Raw genomic sequence first — 17,007 nt, 5'->3', positions numbered from 1 at the left:
ACCACCTGATCCCATCCCGAACTCAGCAGTGAAACGATGCATCGCCGATGGTAGTGTGGGGTTTCCCCATGTGAGAGTAGGTCATCGTCAAGATTGAATTCCGAAACCCCTGTCTGCTAACGCAGACAGGGGTTTTGTCGTTTTGGCTACCCAAAAACCGCAGACACAAAAAAGCCGACTCCTGAATTCAGGGGCCGGCTTTTTAGCAACAACGCGAGATGAGAACGGGTAGCTCACCTTCGGAGACATTGCGCTCCTCGCCGCTGCTGAGCTCAACGTCTGTTAGACCGCGTTATCGTTCTTCGCGAGCAAGCCCGCTCCCACATTTGATCTGCAGTGAACACAGCATTTGTGTACGACGCAGATCGAATGTGGGAGCGGGCTTGCTCGCGAAAGCGGTGCACCAGTCACCGCCAAACCAGCGCCTTACACAAAAAGTTTCAGCACATTGCTCATCGCATCATCAGCAAAGCCCTGTACGAAATCCTTGAACCCCGGCAAGGCCTCCACGCCACCCTGAGCAGGTTCGGCAATGATGGTCCAGGTCGCCCGGGACTTGCCCGCCTCTAGCGGCTCAACACTCATCGCCGCCCACAAATTGGCCACGCCCAATGTGTTGTAGATCGTGGTCCAGGTCATGTTGAGTGCCTGGTCATCCCGGGAGTTGAGTTGCTCCACCACCAGGTTGCCGTCCTTGAAGAATTTCTTGCGCAGGGACGACACGCCTTCGCCCGTCATCTCGATGTGCGACAGCGCCGGAATGAATTGATCGAAGCCGGCAAAGTTGCCGACCACCGCCCAGACTTGCGTGGCCTCGGCCGGTACTTCCACCGAAGACACAACGTGGCAGCCTTGTGGGTTTTTGATCAGGGTATCGGGTTGCAGGGTTTTCATGGTTTTTGCTCCGGTTGAGTGATTCAGATGAAATTGATTTCTTTGAGGTAATCGCAGCCGCGACGCAGCAGCGCCGGGGATTTTTCCGGGTAGTGCGCGCCCATCTGCCGTATGCCGTCTTGGGCGTTGTCGTGGCCGATCATTGAGATGTCGCCGATGTCTTCCTCGAAGCCATTGAGGTAGAAACCGAGCACACCGAACAGCGCGTTGTTGCTGTCGACCCGGCCCAGTTGCTGCTGCCAGTCGGCGACGCTGACCATGGAGAATTCCCGGCCGGCCTCGCGAAATGATGCGACGTAGTCGTCCCAGCTCAACGGCTCGGGGTTGTGCAGGTTGAACACCGCTTTTTCCGGTTGATAACGACTGGCGTGGAAGGCGATGAAGCGGGCTAGAAAGTCCACCGGCATCAAGTCGAAATTCAGCGCGAACTCCGGCACCTGGCCGAGCTGGATCGAGCCTTTGAGCATCAGCATCAATCGATTCTTGTGCGGCTGGCAGACCCCCGTGAGGCTGTTGAAACTGATGTTGCCGGGGCGAAACAGATTGACCCGCACCCCACGCTCACGCGCGCGTTCGAGGATTCGCTCGCCGACCCATTTGGAGAGGTTGTAGCCGTTCTTGATGTAGATCGGCGGGGTCTGCGCGGCGGGCAACTCAAGCACCCGGCCATCGGCGGAAATCGTGCTGGACGCCGAGAGCGTCGAGACGAAGTTGAAGATCTTTTTGCTGCGCCCTTCGCACAGTCGCAGGCACTCGAAAATCGGCTCGACGTTGTCCCGTGCCAACGACTCGTAATCGAGGACGTGATTGACGTTGGCGGCGTTGTGCACCAACGCACCGAACGCTCGATCCAGTCGCTCATATACCTGCGAAGTCAGACCCAGTTGAGGACGAGTCATGTCCGCCGCGTAAACCTGAACCCGGCTCAGGTCCAGATGCTCCAGGCGGTTCTCCCGCAATGCCTGGGCAAAGCGTTCTGCCGCCGATTGCCCGCCGCCATCGCGTACCAGGCAAGCGACTTCGCTGGCCCCCCACGCCAGCAGCGCCTCGACAATGTGCACACCGACAAAACTGTTGGCGCCGGTGACGATCACCTTGTGCACATCGCCCATGCGACTGACCGGCAATGGCTGCACATCCAGGTCACGGAAGGCGTCGGCCATGGCCTGCTCGCTCAGTACTTCTTCAGTGCCTGAGCCACGCACCAGCGTTGCCAGCTTCGTGATGGTGGGCAGTTCGATGAAGCGGTTGATCGAGATGCTGCGCCCGAATTCCTCACGCAAACGCAGGAGCATGCGCGACAGCAGGATCGAGTGGCCGCCCAGATTGAAAAAGCTTTCATCAGTGGAAATGTCACTGGCGGGCAGTTCCAACAGCTCGGCCCAGATCTCCAGCAACAGCGCTTCATCGGCACTGGCGGGCAGTCGCCGCAAGGTGCTCTCGACAACATTGACGGGCAACGCCAGCAGCGCGTTGCGATCGACCTTGCCGTTGCTGGCGTACGGCATGCTCGTCAGTTCGGTCCAGGCGCTGGGCTGCATGTAATCCGGGAGGAACTGCACCGTGTGGGCTTTCAGCGCTTCACGCGCGGCACCGGGTTGATCCTCCTGAGGTTGGCTGAGGAACGCCAGAATCCGCCGCTGACTGTCGATGACCACCGCCACCTGACGGTACAACTGACTGTCGCGCAGGCAACGCTCGATCTCTTCCGGCTCAACGCGGAAGCCGCGAATCTTCACCTGATGGTCGCGCCGTCCGCACAGCTCGATGCCGTCGGTAGTCCACTTCGCCATATCGCCGGTACGGTAGGCGCGCAGGGTCTGGCCGTCCGGCAAGCTCAGCTTCAGATAGCGTTCGGCGGTCTGCTCGGGGTTGTTCAGGTAACCCAGGCACACGCCCGGCCCAACGATGTACAACTCGCCGACGGCCTGCTCGGCCACCGGTTGAAAATCCTCATCGAGAATCAGCACCTGGCTGTTGGCAATCGGCGCGCCGAGGGCGCGATTGCTGTCACCTGCACGCAGTTGCCGCGCGGTGATCAGCACCGTGGCTTCGGTCGGGCCATAGAGGTTGTAGAGATTGCCCTGACGAGTGAGCTGCTCTATGACCCAGGGCTCGCAGACGTCGCCGCCGGTCATGATGTGCTCAAGACACTGCAACTGATCCAGCGGCAAGATGCTCAACAAGGCCGGTGGCAAAAACCCGTGGCTCAGCTGCTGGTGTCGGATCAATTCCACCAGTTGCAGCGGATCGCGGCGTTGATCGTCGCTGGGCACGATCAGCTCGGCCCCCTGCAGCAAGGTCGGGAAAATATCGATCAGCGACGAGTCGAAACTCAACGATGAAAACTGCAACACGCGGCTCTGTTCGGTCAGCTGCACATAGTCGGCGTACCACGCGGTGAAGTGCGCGAGGTTGGCCTGACTGAGCAACACGCCTTTGGGGTGACCGGTGGTGCCCGAGGTGTAGAGCACCATGCACGGCGCATCGAGATTGGGGCGCTGGCGCATCAACGGTTGATCGAGATTCACCTCGTCGAAGTCGATGCTGGTGATATCCAGCCCTGGCATATCCAAGGCGAGCGGATGCTGTCCGTCATGCAGCAACAACACCGCTGCAGCGTTCGACAGAATGTATTGCTGGCGCGGCAATGGATGGCTCGGCTCCAGCGGCAGATACACGGCACCGCTGCCGAGAGTCGCCAGAATCCCCGCATACAACGCGGCGCATTTCGGCAGGCAAATCCCGACCACCACCGAGCCTGGATGTTGATCAAGCAATGGCTGTAAACGTTGGCTAATCGCACGACTGTAGGCATGCAATTGGCGATAGCTGAGGGACGTGCCAGCCATGTTCAGCGCCGGTCGGTCGGCGTACTGGATGAAGCGCTGCTCGAGCCGCTCGATCATCGGAACCTGCGCGAGTTGCAGTAACCAGGGTTCAGCAGTCACATTGCGCTGATGGATGAAGGCCAGGCTTTCCAGAAACCGTAGATTTTCCACGCGTTCGAAGTGAACCGGAGCGCCGGGTTCGGTGAGCAGAAAATACTCGGCGTCCCGGGAGTAGCGACTGACGAGCAGCGCCACGTGATCCACCAGCTCTGCCACCGCCCGCAGGCGCAAGGACTGGCCGTTGCCCGAAGGTTCGTCGGCAATCGGCACGCAGGTGAGCGGTGTCGAATTGTGCGTGCACAGCAGGTTCAGCGACGGCAGGCCGCCCGCGCCCGGCAGTCCGACTCCCAGTTGCACGATCAGCCTCGGCGCCGTGCCGACATTGCGAAGCGCCAGGCTGGCGTCGTCGATCAGCAAATCAAACTGGCCCAGCGGTTGCTCATCGACGGCCGTCAGCCGCGCCAGGGAATGACCGTGTTGTTCGAGTTCCAGCGCCAGGTCGCTCAGGGCCTGGCTGTGTCCGATGAGCAGAATGTCGAGACGTCTCATGATGTACTCCTCGTCAGATCAGGTAGTCGCTCAAGGCGCCTTGCACACACGGCGAATCGAGCAGCGAACTGCTACGGAAAAACCGCACGATGTTGGCAACCAGTGGGTGATGGCGGTTGATCGGAAAGGCCAGCCCCGACACTTCACTCTTGAGTGCACGGCGCGCCGCATCGCTGATGTGCAAGGATTCGATCAGGCGGAAGTCGAACGATTTCTGGATGTCGTTGGTCAGGTAATGGCCGATGAACACTGGCAGGATCTGCGCGATGCACTGGCGGTCGTCGTCGCTCGCGGTGTGCCAGTAGATGCGCACCATCCGCGACCAGAATCCTGAGTGGCGACCCTCGTCCAGCAAGTGGTCGGCCATCAGGCCCTTGATCGATTGCTTGACCGTGTCGTCCTTGGCGAACGCTGCCACGTCACCGGTTACGGTGTTCTCGGCAATGGCCACGCAGATCAACTCCACAGCGCCGCGAAGGTGTTCCGGTGCCAGTGCCACAGCGGCGGGAATGGCGCGGCTCAATTCGATTTCATCCGGCAGCTCAATGGGCGTGATGCCGGTCATGGCGACGGTCTGCTGCATGAAATCCATCGCCACCAATGCGTGGTAATCCTCGTCCACCACCACCGTCATGGCGTCATAACGGCAGGCGAACGGGAAGGTCATGGCAAAGCGGTTCTTGGCGATGCTGCGAGCGGTCTTGTCGACGATCTCGGTTTCGAAAATCACCACGTCGTTGATGAATTTGTAGAGCGTCTGCACCAGGGCGAAGTCGCGTTGTTCCGGGCATTCGCGCAGGAAGGTTTCGCTCAGCACCAGTGGCTGGCGGCTCAAGGGATAGATCAGCTTGTCGTCGTTCTCGAGGACGCGACGAGGACGAGTGCGGATGGTCGCGCGGCTCTCCCAGGCGTCGGCGAAGGATTGGTAGTCGGCGGCGTTCATGCGTTCATCTCCGCGACAGGTTCGCTCATGCTCAGCCGCAAGCCATCCCACAGGGCGATACGACTTTCCACGGCCGCAATGGCGCTGGCATAGACGTCTTCTTCGCGTTGCGGATCGCCATCGACCAGCCGTGCGAGCAGTTTTTCGGCGGCCGGGCCGTGGTCTTCGGCGTCGACTTCGATGTGCCGCTCGAGGTAGTAACGGAAGGTCGGCGCCTGCTCGATGCCGATGCCCCAATCTTCGAGAATGCGTTGGAACATCTGCGGGATGACGCTCTCGCGGCCATGCAGGAACGCCGCCGCAACGCAGTGGCCGGGCGCATGCAACGCGGTGTGCAAGGTATGCCGCACGAACTGCGCGGCCGCCGGGTCAATGTCCACACTCTGCAACGCCACGTCGTAGCTCACGCCTTCTTTTTGCAGCGCCACGAAGCGTTCGACGGCAACCGTGCTGGCGCCGACTTCGCGCATGGCATCCAGGTACAACTCGAAATGGCTGTAGTGACCTTGGGCCGGACGGTCATCGGATTCTTCACCGAGCACGATCTCGTTGATCAACCGCGCCGCTTGAGGGTCCGAGGGCGGCAGCCAGGGCAGCTGCACGCAGGTCAGTTCCTGTTGCAGGCGCTTGGTCAGCGACATGAAATCCCACACCGCAAATACATGGGACTCCATGAAGCGTTGCAGTACCGACAGCGAATGTATTTCGGAGAAAATCGGGTGCGAACCAAGTTGCGCTTTTTTCTGATCAAGACGGTCTTTAGTCGATGTCATGGGCGAACCTATAAGTTGATCTGGAATAAGGTGCGATCAATAAGTAACGGCGAGCTGAAGTTTTCGTTTGGCGAACGGGTGCCTCAAACAAATTGATCTGCGTTGTGATGTACAAGTCTTTGAATGACAGCCTGGCCGCAGGTTGGGTAGCGGCGGAGAAAAGCTAATACACGAATAAAGTTCGGGGCAAGTTATTTTTGTATTATTTAAAAGTTTAACTTTTTCGGGCGTGACAAGTTTCAATAAAACTTTTGGATAAGGTTTTATTGGGGCGTAGTTGCTCCTTCCGACTTATATAAGTCGGAATTTTAATAAAGAGTGAATGCCTCACTCGAAGCAACTTTCAAATAAGGATCGTTGACGTGATTTGAGGGGGAAGTTGGCCGGGAGCAACGCCGATTCTTCCTTTCCCGTGGCAAGACTCCTTCCGTAGGTCCTTGATGCGGGGACTGCGCCGCTCAGGCGGCGCGTCACCCGTTCATTATTCGTTGGCAACCCAAGAGTGAGCGTAATTCAAGGCAGCCGCTATCGCCGAAGTGTGGGGTTCGGGGCTGGACGCAAGGGAGGGGGAAATGTAAGCGGATGGTTCGGCTATCGGCGTGGCGCGGAACCCGTGGCGCGGGCGCGGGCCACAGGTCTCACGATAAACTGACGGGTTTTACGTCGAGGTTTTTTTGCTCTGGCCTTCAGGGCTGTTGAGGTAGCGCGTTATGACCTCTACGCCGCGGTTGAGGTGATTTTCGAGCAGCTTCACCGAGCGTTCGATGTCGTGGTCTTCCGCCGCCCGTAACAGCGCCCGGTGATCTTCCTGAGACAGCTTGCCCAGGCCCATGGCTTCCAGGTTGAAACGCAGGAAGCGCTCTTCCTCGTTCAAGCCGTCTTCAACCAGCCTCAATAACCGTCGGTTCGGTGCCTTGCAATACAACGACATGTGGAACAGGCGATTGAGCCGGCCAATCTCGGTGTAGTCGTGTTCCGTTTCCAGTTCGTCGATGTAGCGGGCAGCCGTTTCGAGATCTGCCGCATCAAGCAATGGAATCGACAGGCGCAGCGCTTCGGATTCCAGCAGGATCCGCAATGCGTAGGTTTCCACGGCATCGCCCTGGACCAGCGGTGCGACCACCGCACCTTTGTGGGCGATGACATTGAGCAGCGCTTGCGCTTCAAGTTGGCGCAAGGCTTCGCGTACCGGCATGCGGCTGACGCCGAACAGGTCGGCCAAATCTTGCTGACGCAGGGCGGTACCGCAGGGAATGCGGCCGTCGAGAATGGCTGAACGCAGGGTTTCTTCAATCACCGAGCGTGCCAGATGAGCGGGAATGGGCCCGTTGACCTTGATGCTGTTCAGAGGATTGGGCTTCTGTGTCACAACTACGCACCCTGTTTGATAGAAATAATTTTGGATCCAAGATGACACTAGGCACTGCCTGACAGGTTGTCAAACCGACAAAAATCCAGGTCCGACGCGCCACGATATTTTTTATGACACCTGCCATACAAAGTTTAGCCGCCCGCGGTGATCTCACCGTGCCATTGTCTTTTGCCGGGCTAAGCTCCACCATCAACCGACTTCCACCTGCCTATCCTGGATGCCACGCATTGGCGGTACGTCTCGCGATCCCTCGGACTGTGCGCTGGCTAGGCTGCGCGTTGCTGCTGGCCGGCGTCATGCTGGGCGGTTTGCAAGCCGACTGGGATTTCTCCCTGATCAGCCGCCGGGCGCAGGCATTGTACGGACCTTTGGGCGAAGGTCAGCAGCGCATCGACGCCTGGCAGCATTTATTGGCCTCGCAGAAGCAGGTCAGCGAGCTGGAACAGCTCAACGTGGTCAACCACTTCTTCAACAGGCAAGTGCGTTACGCAGAGGACATCGACCTGTGGCACCAGGTCGATTACTGGGAAACCCCGATCGAAGCCTTGTGGAAAGGCGCCGGTGACTGCGAAGACTTTGCCATCGCCAAGTATTTCAGCCTGCGTCATCTCGGTGTGTCCAGCGACAAGCTGCGCATCACCTACGTAAAAGCTTTGCGCCTGAACCGTGCGCACATGGTGCTCACCTACTACTCAAGCCCCGAAGCGATGCCATTGGTTCTCGACAGCCTGATCGATGCAATAGAACCCGCCAGCCAACGAACCGATTTATTGCCGGTCTACTCTTTTAATGCCGAAGGGTTGTGGTTACCGGGCGCCCAGGGCAACAAAAAAGTCGGCGACACCAAACGCCTGTCCCGTTGGCAGGATGTGTTGAAGAAAATGCAGGCCGAAGGATTTCCGGTCGAGACGAACCACTAGGAGTACGCGCCCAGATGTCTTTGTTCAAACAGCTGTTGATCGCAATCTGTCTGTTCCTGGTGGTCGCCTTCACTGGCAGCTTCATGGTCAGCCTGGAGAGCTCGCGCACCCAGTACGTCAATCAGTTGCGCTCCCATGCCCAGGACGCCGCGACGGCGCTGGCGCTGTCCCTGACGCCAAACATCGATGACCCGGCGATGGTGGAACTGCTCGTCAGCTCGATCTTCGACAGCGGTTATTACGCGAGCATCCGCGTGGTCGATCTGGCGAACGACCAGACGATCGTCGAGCGCAGCGGCATTCCGGCCGTCACCAACGTGCCGGACTGGTTCGTCAAACTGATCGGCCTCGAAGCCGCGGGCGGCGATGCGATCGTCAGCCGGGGCTGGGAGCAGGCCGCACGGGTCGAAGTCGTCAGCCACCCGATGTTCGCGTTGGCCAAGCTTTGGCAAAGTGCGTTGGGCAGCCTGGTCTGGTTGCTGATCTGCGGCGCGGTGAGCGCGGTGCTGGGCGCGCTGTTGCTGCGCCGGCAATTGAAGCCGCTGGACTACATGGTCCAGCAGTCCCACGCCATTGCCCGCCGCGAATTCCTCAGCCTGCCAGACTTACCGCGCACCCCGGAACTGCGCCGCGTGGTCCAAGCCATGAACCAGATGGTCGAGAAGCTCAAGGCGCTGTTTCAAGAGCAGGCCGAGCGCAGCGAAAAACTGCGGGTCGAGTCCTATCAGGACAGCTTGACCGGGTTGGCCAACCGCCGTTATTTCGAGATGCAATTGAACGCGCGTGTGAGCAACCCGGAGCAGGCCAGTTCGGGTTACCTGCTGCTGTTGCGGGTCAAGGATCTGGCCGGTTTGAACCAGCGCTTGGGCGGTCAACACACCGATGAGCTATTGATCGCGGTCGGCGAGCAACTGTCCCGAGAGTGCGCCAAATACCCGGAAACGCTGAACCTCGTCACCCGGATTCGCGGTGGCGAATTTGCCGTGTTGGCGCCGGGGCTGGTGCGTGAAGAAGCGCTGCATCTGGCGCAGAACCTCGACAGTGCCTTGATCAGCCTGCATGCGACCGGTGCCACCGACGTGGCATCGGTCGCCGCGATCGGCCTGGCACCGTTTGTTCACGGCGACTCGCCGCAAGCGGTACTCGGCCTGGCGGATCAAGCCTTGGCGCAGGCCGAAGGCCAGGGCGATTCGAACTGGGTCTGTCTGGATCACAGTGCGGCGGATAGTGTTGGCGATGATCATCATGCCTGGCACACCTTGCTCGATCAGGCGTTGAACCAGCGGCGTTTCCAGTTGTTTTTCCAACCGGTGGTGGCCAGCCAGGACACGCAGTTGGTGCTGCACTACAAAGTGCTGTCGCGCTTGATCGACGACCAGGGCCAGAGCATCACCGCCGGGCGTTTCCTGCCGTGGCTGGAGCGTTTTGGCTGGACCGCGCGGCTGGACCGCTTGATGTTGGAGTCAGTGCTGGAGCAGATGGCCGGCCACGAAGAGTCGCTGGCGTTGAACCTGTCCTCGGCGACACTGGCGGACCCGCAGGCGCTGAATAAAGCCTTCGACATTTTGCGCTCGCATGCCCATCTGGGGCCTCGGTTGACCCTGGAAATCGGCGAGGAGCAACTGCCGGAGCAAGCGGTGCTGGAAGCGCTGACGCGACGGTTGCGCGAGCTCGGTTTCTCCCTGAGCCTGCAACATTTTGGCGGGCGCTTCAGCATGATCGGCAACCTGGCACGGCTGGGGTTGGCGTACCTGAAGATCGACGGCAGTTACATCCGGGCGATTGATCAGGAAAGTGACAAGCGCCTCTTTATCGAGGCGATTCAGCGGGCGGCTCATAGCATTGATCTGCCGTTGATTGCCGAGCGGGTCGAGACCGAAGGAGAGTTGTCGGTGATACGCGAGATGGGCGTGTATGGGGTTCAGGGGCGGTTGTTTGGGGAGCCGAAGGCTTGGGAGTAGGCTTTTGAGATGCGTCGTCGGCACCGACGCCTTCGCGAGCAAGCCCGCTCCCACATTCGATCTTCAGTGAACATATTATTTGTGAACACCCGGGATCAAATGTGGGAGCGGGCTTGCCCGCGAAGGCGCCAGTGCAGACACCAAAAAAGCGCAGGCTCAAATCAATCGATCCTCATCCTCATCTACCAGATGACTCAACCCACCCAACGCCTCACGGGCCTGCGTCCGGTCCATGAGCTTGGCTTGTGCGGGGGCGGGCAGGTCGGTGACGCGGATCACGCCTTTGTCGATCAGCACCTGGATCAAGTCGTCGAGTACCCGGATCATTTCCGGGTCGCTCTGCTTGAGCAGCTTCAGGTTGGTGGCCAGTTTTTCGCTGGCGAACCAGTCCCTGACGTCAGGATGATCGGCCGGCAGCGTTTCCGTGGAATCGGCGTAGGCCTGGGCCTCGACGCGCATCAATTGGCCTTGCGCATTGCGTTGCACGTAGAACATTGAACATCCCTCTGAAATGAACCCGCGTCATGCTGTCAGCAGCATAGCCAACGTCGCGCCAGTTAAGGGCGCGTGCGCCTTACATATTGCGCACGGATAATTTAACTAAACGGGTTCACGCAGCGCTCGTTGCACCAAAGACCGGTTTATTTACAACTAAGACATTGATTTAAATCAATATGTATAAGTCATTAACTATGGCTTAGATGGCCGTAGTTCATATGGTCCGCTAATTGCTTCGATGTTTTGTGCCATTCGCGGACCGCCGTTCATCCAACGGACTGCCATCCGGCGCAAAACATATGCGCGCCCGGGGTGCTTGCTGGATAATCGCGCGCCGCCGACTCAGGCCCCGTATTCAGGCGCTTCTGGCGCAATCGGACGCAGTTGCGGGAAAAGCGCGCCAAATTTAAAATAGCGCTCGTCGTCAAAATTATGGCGATAAAAAAGGTTTTTTTAATCGCGATCGAATATTACACTTGCGGCATTCAAAATATTGACGATATCATTTTGATGGCGCGCTTCGATGAATTCTGGAGCGACCTGCTCCCTCTTTTGCCAGCGGCTCGGATAATCTTTTTATGAATCGTACCGACGATATATCGAACCTGTTCAACAGGTTCGGAGCAAGTGCGGAAAGTTATCTCGAGTTCGGCAGCGATTTCGACTACAAGGAAAAGCCGTTGGCACTCGTGCCGACTACGCCCGAGCCGGTGGCTGTCGTCGAGTTAGTCGAGTCGACGATTCAGGTCAACGAACCCTCGCGGGTGGTTTCTGCAGTCGATAACGAAACCCCATTGCCGCCCGTCAAAACCGCGCAGCCAGCGGCGCCGCTTCGCCATTTGCTGGCGGAAGTAGCACTCGCACGTCAGGCCGAAGCGCAAGCACGCAACGATGAGGCACTGCGTCGGGTGCTGCCCCTCGGGCGTCCGGCCAAGACCAGGGCCCACGTTATTGCGCTGGTATCGGCCAAGGGCGGCGTTGGCAAAAGTACGCTGGCCTCGGCACTGGCCACCGCTTTGCGTGTAGATGGCGGCCGCACGCTGGCCATCGACCTCGATCCGCAAAACGCCTTGCAATACCACTTGGGTGCCGAGCCAGATGTGGCGGGCATGGCCACGGCCAGCCTAAAGGGTGAAAGCTGGAATTCACTGCTGTTGGCCGGCTCCGCAGGTTCATTGCTGCTGCCATACGGCTCGGTGACTGAAGACGAGCGTCGGACGCTGGAACGCTACATGGACCACGATCGTTATTGGCTGGCCCGTCAATTGGCGGGCATGGACCTGAGCGAAAACGATGTGGTGATTCTCGATACGCCGCCGGGGCGCACGACTTACCTGGATCAGGCATTGATGGTGGCCGATCAAGTGCTGGTCGTGGTCACGGCCGATGCAGCGTGTTTCGTCACGCTGGACCCGATGGAGCGCTTGCTGGACGAGTGCATGACCCACGGTCAGGCGCCGCAGTGCAATTACGTGATCAGCCAGTTCGACAGCTCCCGGGTGTTCTGCCGGGACATGCACGAAGTGCTGAAGCGTCGCCTGGGCTCACAGCTGCTGGGTGTCGTGGCGCTGGATCATGCCGTCGGCGAGGCGTTGGCCTACGGTCAAAACCCGCTGTTGGAAGCTGAGTCGTCCCCGGCCTGCCAAGACATGCTGATGCTGAGTGACAGGCTCAAGGCGCAGTTGAAATCAATGGATGTTGCAGAGTCATTCGCCTCGTGATTAACACCCCGGTTCAAGACACGGTCACCCTGACTCGTTCGCAGCGTTGGGCACAAGCGGTCTCCGATCGCCTGGACAACCTGCCCAAGGCATTGCGTCGGGCGCTGACGCTAGGCGTGACGCTGCTGTGCGGCTTGCTGGCGCTGTTCATCATTACCGTGCCCTTCGAGTTGTATTCGCAGTGCATTTTCGCCCTCGGCTGCTTTATAGCCGCCATGGTTTTGCGCAAGATTCCCGGGCGCCTGACGGTGCTGATACTGATCGGGCTGTCACTCACCGCGTCCCTGCGCTACATGTACTGGCGACTCACCTCGACGCTCGGATTCGAGGGTTGGGTCGACATGCTGTTCGGCTACGGTTTGGTCATGGCCGAGTTGTACGCATTGATTGTTTTGGTGTTCGGTTACCTGCAAACCGCGTGGCCGTTGCGTCGCAAACCGGTACTGATGAGCAGCCCGCCGAACGAATGGCCAACGGTCGATGTGTTCATCCCTTCGTACAACGAAACCCTCGACATCGTAAAAGTCACGATCTTCGCCGCCCAGGCCATCGACTGGCCTCAGGACAAGTTGCGCGTGCATGTGCTGGATGACGGTCGCCGTGAAGACTTTCGCGAGTTCTGCGAGCAAATTGGCGTGGGTTACATCGTTCGTGACAACAACCGCCATGCCAAGGCCGGCAACCTGAACGAAGCGCTCAAGGTCACCAGTGGCGAGTACGTGACCATTTTCGACGCCGACCACGTGCCGACGCGTTCTTTCCTGCAGGTGTGCATCGGCTGGTTCATCAAGGACCCGAAGTTGGCGATGTTGCAAACGCCGCACTTCTTTTTCTCGCCCGACCCTTTCGAGAAAAACCTCAACACCTTCCGTTCCGTGCCGAACGAAGGCGAGTTGTTCTACGGTCTGGTGCAAGACGGCAACGACTTGTGGAATGCGACCTTCTTCTGCGGTTCCTGCGCGGTCATCCGTCGTGAGCCGCTGCTGGAAATCGGTGGCGTGGCCGTCGAGACCGTGACCGAAGATGCGCACACTGCGCTCAAGCTGAACCGCGCCGGCTACAACACCGCGTACCTGGCCATTCCTCAGGCGGCAGGCCTGGCGACGGAAAGCCTGTCGCGGCACATCAGCCAACGGATTCGTTGGGCACGCGGGATGGCGCAGATTTTCCGCACCGATAATCCGCTGTTCGGCAAAGGGCTGAAGCTGGGGCAGCGTCTGTGCTACTTGAACGCCATGCTGCACTTTTTCTACGGATTGCCGCGCCTGGCGTTTCTCACCGCGCCCTTGGCTTTCCTGTTTTTCGATGCACAGATTTTCCACGCCTCGGCTTTGATGATTACCGCTTACGTGTTGCCGCACATCCTGCACGCCAGCTTGACCAACTCCAGCATTCAGGGGCGTTTCCGCCACTCGTTCTGGAACGAAGTCTACGAGACGGTGCTGGCCTGGTACATCATGGGCCCGGTGCTGATGGCGCTGGTCAATCCCAAGTTCGGTGGCTTCAACGTGACCGACAAGGGCGGGGTGATCGACAAGAAATTCTTTGAATGGAAACTCGCCCGTCCCTACATCGTCCTGCTGACCTTGAACGTCGCCGGCCTGATCTACGGCGTGGTGCGGCTGACGGAAGGTGCTGAAGGCGCCATGACCACGATACTGATCAACCTGGCGTGGACCGTCTACAACATCATCATCACCAGTGCCTCGGTGGCGGTGGCCAGCGAAACCCGTCAGGTCCGCTCCGAACCGCGCGTGGCGGCGGCCTTGCCGATGCGCCTGACCCGTGCCGACGGCAGCACTATCGACGGCGTGACCCAGGACTTTTCGCAAAAAGGCCTGGGCTTCCGGTTGCCGGACGGCGTCAGCGTTCCCCAAGGCGAGCGCGTGCAGATCTCGCTGTTCCGTAATCAACAACTGAGTGTGTTTCCGGCCATCGTCGTGTTCAGTCGCGACGGGCTGCTGGGGGCGCAATTCGATCAGTTGAGTCTGCGCCAGCAAAGCGAACTGGTTCGCCTGACCTTCTCGCGTGCCGATACCTGGGCATCGACCTGGGGCAGCGGTCAAGTCGATACACCGTTGGCCGCCTTGCGCGATGTCAGCGGTATCGGCCTTCGCGGTATCTACGAGCTCTTCAAAGCCACGGCCATGGAAGTGCGGAACCTGTTCCGCCGGCATCGCCCCACCTCACCCCCCCTAGAAAACGTTTTGGACAAGTGATGAACTCGAAGTCTTTCGCTTTCGGTAACCTGCGCGACCGCGCATTGACACGCCTGGCGTGCGCCTTTCTGGCTTTGGGTGGTGGCGCGACGGCATTCGCCGAGACCGCGCCAGTCGACGTGGCGCCGGGGGCCAATAGCTACAGCGTGACGCTCAAGCAGCTGGGCCGGAACTATCCGATGAGCCTGCGCGGGGTGGAGTCCACCGACAGCGTCAACTTCGATGTGCGTGCCGATTCAATTGTGACCGGCGCCAAGCTGACGTTGCAGTACACCTATTCGCCGGCGCTCCTGGCCGAGCTCTCGCAGATCAACGTCATCGTCAACGATGAAGTGGCGGCGAGCCTGCCATTGCCCAAGGAAAACGCCGGGCAACTGCAGAAGCAGGTGGTCGATATTCCGGCGCACCTGATCACTGAATTCAACCGCTTGAGCCTGCAATTCGTCGGTCACTACACCATGGGCTGTGAAGACCCTCAGCACTCCAGCCTGTGGGCGAAAATCAGCAACGCGACCGAGCTGAGCATTGAAGTATCGCCGTTGGCCTTGCCGAACGACTTGTCGATCATGCCGCTGCCGTTCTTCGACCGTCGCGATGCCCGTGCGTTGAACCTGCCATTCGTATTCGCCGGCGCACCGGACAACACCACCCTGGAAGCTGCCGGCGCACTGTCGTCTTGGTTCGGGGCCCAGGCCAGTTATCGCGGCGCGACGTTCTCGACGCGCTTCAATAAGATTCCGGCCCACGGCAACGCCGTCGTGGTGCTGAGTGGCCCCGACGCGCTGCAACTCGGCGGGCTGAGCTTGCCGGCGGCCAAGGGCCCGACCCTGTCCGTGATGAGCAACCCCAACGACGCCAACGGCAAGTTGCTGGTGATCACCGGTCGCGACAGCACCGAACTCAAGCGTGCCGTCACTGCACTGGTACTCGGCAGCCAGGCGTTGTCGGGCAGCAGCGTGGTGATCGATCGCCTCGATGCGCTGCAACCGCGCAAGCCGTACGACGCCCCGAACTGGTTGCCGAGCGATCGCCCGGTCAAGCTCGGCGAGTTGCTGCCGGCCAAACAATTCAACGTCTCCGGCTACAACCCGGGCGACATCACCGTGCCGCTGAACTTCCCGCCCGACCTGTTTACCTGGCGTGATGAAGGCGCACCACTGAACCTCAAGTACCGCTACACGCCACAAGAAAAATCGACCAATTCATCGTTCATCATCAGCTTCAACGATGCCTTGATTCAGTCGCAAAGCCTGCTGTCCCAGGACAAGCTCGACAGCGGTGTGCTCAGCGCGCTGAAACTCAACGACACGCTGGGTCGCGAAACCCGTGTGCGCCTGCCGTTGAATTCGGTGGCCCTGCAATCGCGCCTGCAGTTGCGCTACATGTTCGACTACATCAAGCAGGGCGAATGTGGCGACATCATCATCGACAACATGCGCGGCAGCGTCGATCCGGAATCGACCCTGGACCTGAGCGGCTACGACCACTTCATGGCGATGCCGAACCTCGGCGTGTTCAAGGATGCGGGCTTCCCGTTCACGCGCCTCGCTGACCTGTCGCAAACCGCCGTGGTGCTGCCGGACAATGCCGGTGCTCCCGAGCTGGATACCTACCTGACCGTGCTCGGTCGTTTTGGCCAGTCCACCGGTTATCCGGCCACAGGCGTGCAGGTGATGCAGGCGGCGCAGGTCCAGGCGGCGGCGGATAAAGATTTGCTGGTGCTGGCTTCCGGCGCTAACCAGCCATTGCTGACCCAGTGGGCGGATCGCCTGCCGGCGGCCGATACCGGTGGCCAGCAGAGCTTCCATTTGTCTGACCTGCCGATGCGTGTACGTGACTGGTTCAGTCCCGATCCGGACGCCAATCAGCGCAAGGCGCGTCTGGCCATGGCGTTCTCTGGTGGTGAGCGCAGCACCTACCTGACCGGTTTCGAATCGCCGCTGAAAAGTGGCCGCAGTGTGGTGGTGATCGCCAGCGGTCAGCCGGCTGGTCTGGCGGAAGCGACCAACGCCTTGATCGGTGGCGAAGATTACACCCAGTCGATCCAGGGCAGCCTGGTGGTGGTGCGCGGCAAAACCATCGAACCGCTGGTGGCGGACGAGCAGTACTACGTCGGTAACCTGGGCCCGATCAAATACCTGCAATGGCTGATGTCGCGCCATGTGCTGTTGACGCTGCTGCTGACCGGCCTCGGTGTGCTGTTGCTCAGCTGCCTGGCCTATCTGGCGCTGCGCTCGCGGGCCAAACAGCGGTTGGGTCACTGAGT

General features: G+C 59.6%; 11 protein-coding genes and 1 rRNA gene. 6 read left to right on the top strand and 6 right to left on the bottom strand.

All coding sequences use genetic code 11. From position 1 onward, the window contains the following. A 5S ribosomal RNA gene (rrf, locus tag ACIPL2_RS13660) occupies window positions 1–93 on the top strand; the annotation flags it as partial. A 333-nt stretch (window positions 94–426) separates the two neighbouring features. On the opposite strand, the gene ACIPL2_RS13655 is transcribed toward rrf, so the two are convergent. The 5 genes from ACIPL2_RS13655 to ACIPL2_RS13635 form a co-directional block, all read right to left on the bottom strand. Beyond that, window positions 427–894 (bottom strand): SRPBCC family protein, encoded by a 468-nt coding sequence (locus ACIPL2_RS13655; RefSeq protein WP_401357036.1) that lies wholly within the window; start codon window positions 892–894, stop codon window positions 427–429. A gap of 23 nt (window positions 895–917) precedes the next feature. Beyond that, on the bottom strand, window positions 918–4,334 hold the full coding sequence (locus ACIPL2_RS13650) for an amino acid adenylation domain-containing protein (protein ID WP_401357033.1): 3,417 nt from the start codon (window positions 4,332–4,334) through the stop codon (window positions 918–920). Window positions 4,335–4,347: 13 nt separating this feature from the next. Further along, window positions 4,348–5,277: a diiron oxygenase gene (locus ACIPL2_RS13645; protein ID WP_401357030.1), complete on the bottom strand. Its 930-nt coding sequence runs from the start codon at window positions 5,275–5,277 to the stop codon at window positions 4,348–4,350. After that, window positions 5,274–6,050 (bottom strand): DUF3050 domain-containing protein, encoded by a 777-nt coding sequence (locus ACIPL2_RS13640; protein WP_401357027.1) that lies wholly within the window; start codon window positions 6,048–6,050, stop codon window positions 5,274–5,276. The genes ACIPL2_RS13645 and ACIPL2_RS13640 overlap by 4 nt, the downstream gene beginning before the upstream one ends. A gap of 658 nt (window positions 6,051–6,708) precedes the next feature. Continuing rightward, window positions 6,709–7,419: a GntR family transcriptional regulator gene (locus tag ACIPL2_RS13635; protein ID WP_401357025.1), complete on the bottom strand. Its 711-nt coding sequence runs from the start codon at window positions 7,417–7,419 to the stop codon at window positions 6,709–6,711. Window positions 7,420–7,649: 230 nt separating this feature from the next. Between ACIPL2_RS13635 and lapG the strand changes: the two genes are divergently transcribed. Both lapG and lapD read left to right on the top strand, forming a co-directional pair. Then, window positions 7,650–8,342 carry a cysteine protease LapG gene (lapG, locus tag ACIPL2_RS13630; protein WP_401357022.1) on the top strand — a complete coding sequence of 231 codons (693 nt, stop codon included), beginning with the start codon at window positions 7,650–7,652 and terminating at the stop codon, window positions 8,340–8,342. Window positions 8,343–8,356: 14 nt separating this feature from the next. Beyond that, entirely contained in the window at window positions 8,357–10,303 is a 1,947-nt protein-coding gene (gene lapD, locus ACIPL2_RS13625; protein ID WP_401357020.1) for a cyclic di-GMP receptor LapD, read from the top strand. 156 nt (window positions 10,304–10,459) lie between these two features. Here the strand turns inward: lapD and ACIPL2_RS13620 are convergent, their stop codons facing one another. Further along, window positions 10,460–10,798 carry a tryptophan synthase subunit beta gene (locus ACIPL2_RS13620; protein WP_401357017.1) on the bottom strand — a complete coding sequence of 113 codons (339 nt, stop codon included), beginning with the start codon at window positions 10,796–10,798 and terminating at the stop codon, window positions 10,460–10,462. Window positions 10,799–11,379: 581 nt separating this feature from the next. Here ACIPL2_RS13620 and bcsQ point away from each other — a divergent pair. From bcsQ to bcsB, 3 genes are read left to right on the top strand one after another with little or no spacing between them, the layout of a single operon-like run. Beyond that, window positions 11,380–12,522: a cellulose biosynthesis protein BcsQ gene (bcsQ, locus tag ACIPL2_RS13615; protein ID WP_401357015.1), complete on the top strand. Its 1,143-nt coding sequence runs from the start codon at window positions 11,380–11,382 to the stop codon at window positions 12,520–12,522. Next, on the top strand, window positions 12,519–14,741 hold the full coding sequence (gene bcsA / locus ACIPL2_RS13610) for a UDP-forming cellulose synthase catalytic subunit (protein WP_401357012.1): 2,223 nt from the start codon (window positions 12,519–12,521) through the stop codon (window positions 14,739–14,741). Before bcsQ ends, bcsA begins: the two co-directional genes overlap by 4 nt. Beyond that, window positions 14,741–17,005, top strand: coding sequence for a cellulose biosynthesis cyclic di-GMP-binding regulatory protein BcsB (bcsB, locus tag ACIPL2_RS13605; RefSeq protein WP_401357010.1), 2,265 nt, complete (start codon window positions 14,741–14,743; stop codon window positions 17,003–17,005). The genes bcsA and bcsB overlap by 1 nt, the downstream gene beginning before the upstream one ends. Window positions 17,006–17,007: the final 2 nt, after the last annotated feature.

This window comes from Pseudomonas sp. NPDC086251, assembly GCF_044746405.1.
Classification (GTDB): domain Bacteria; phylum Pseudomonadota; class Gammaproteobacteria; order Pseudomonadales; family Pseudomonadaceae; genus Aquipseudomonas.
This window is presented reverse-complemented; position numbering and strand designations above follow the sequence as displayed.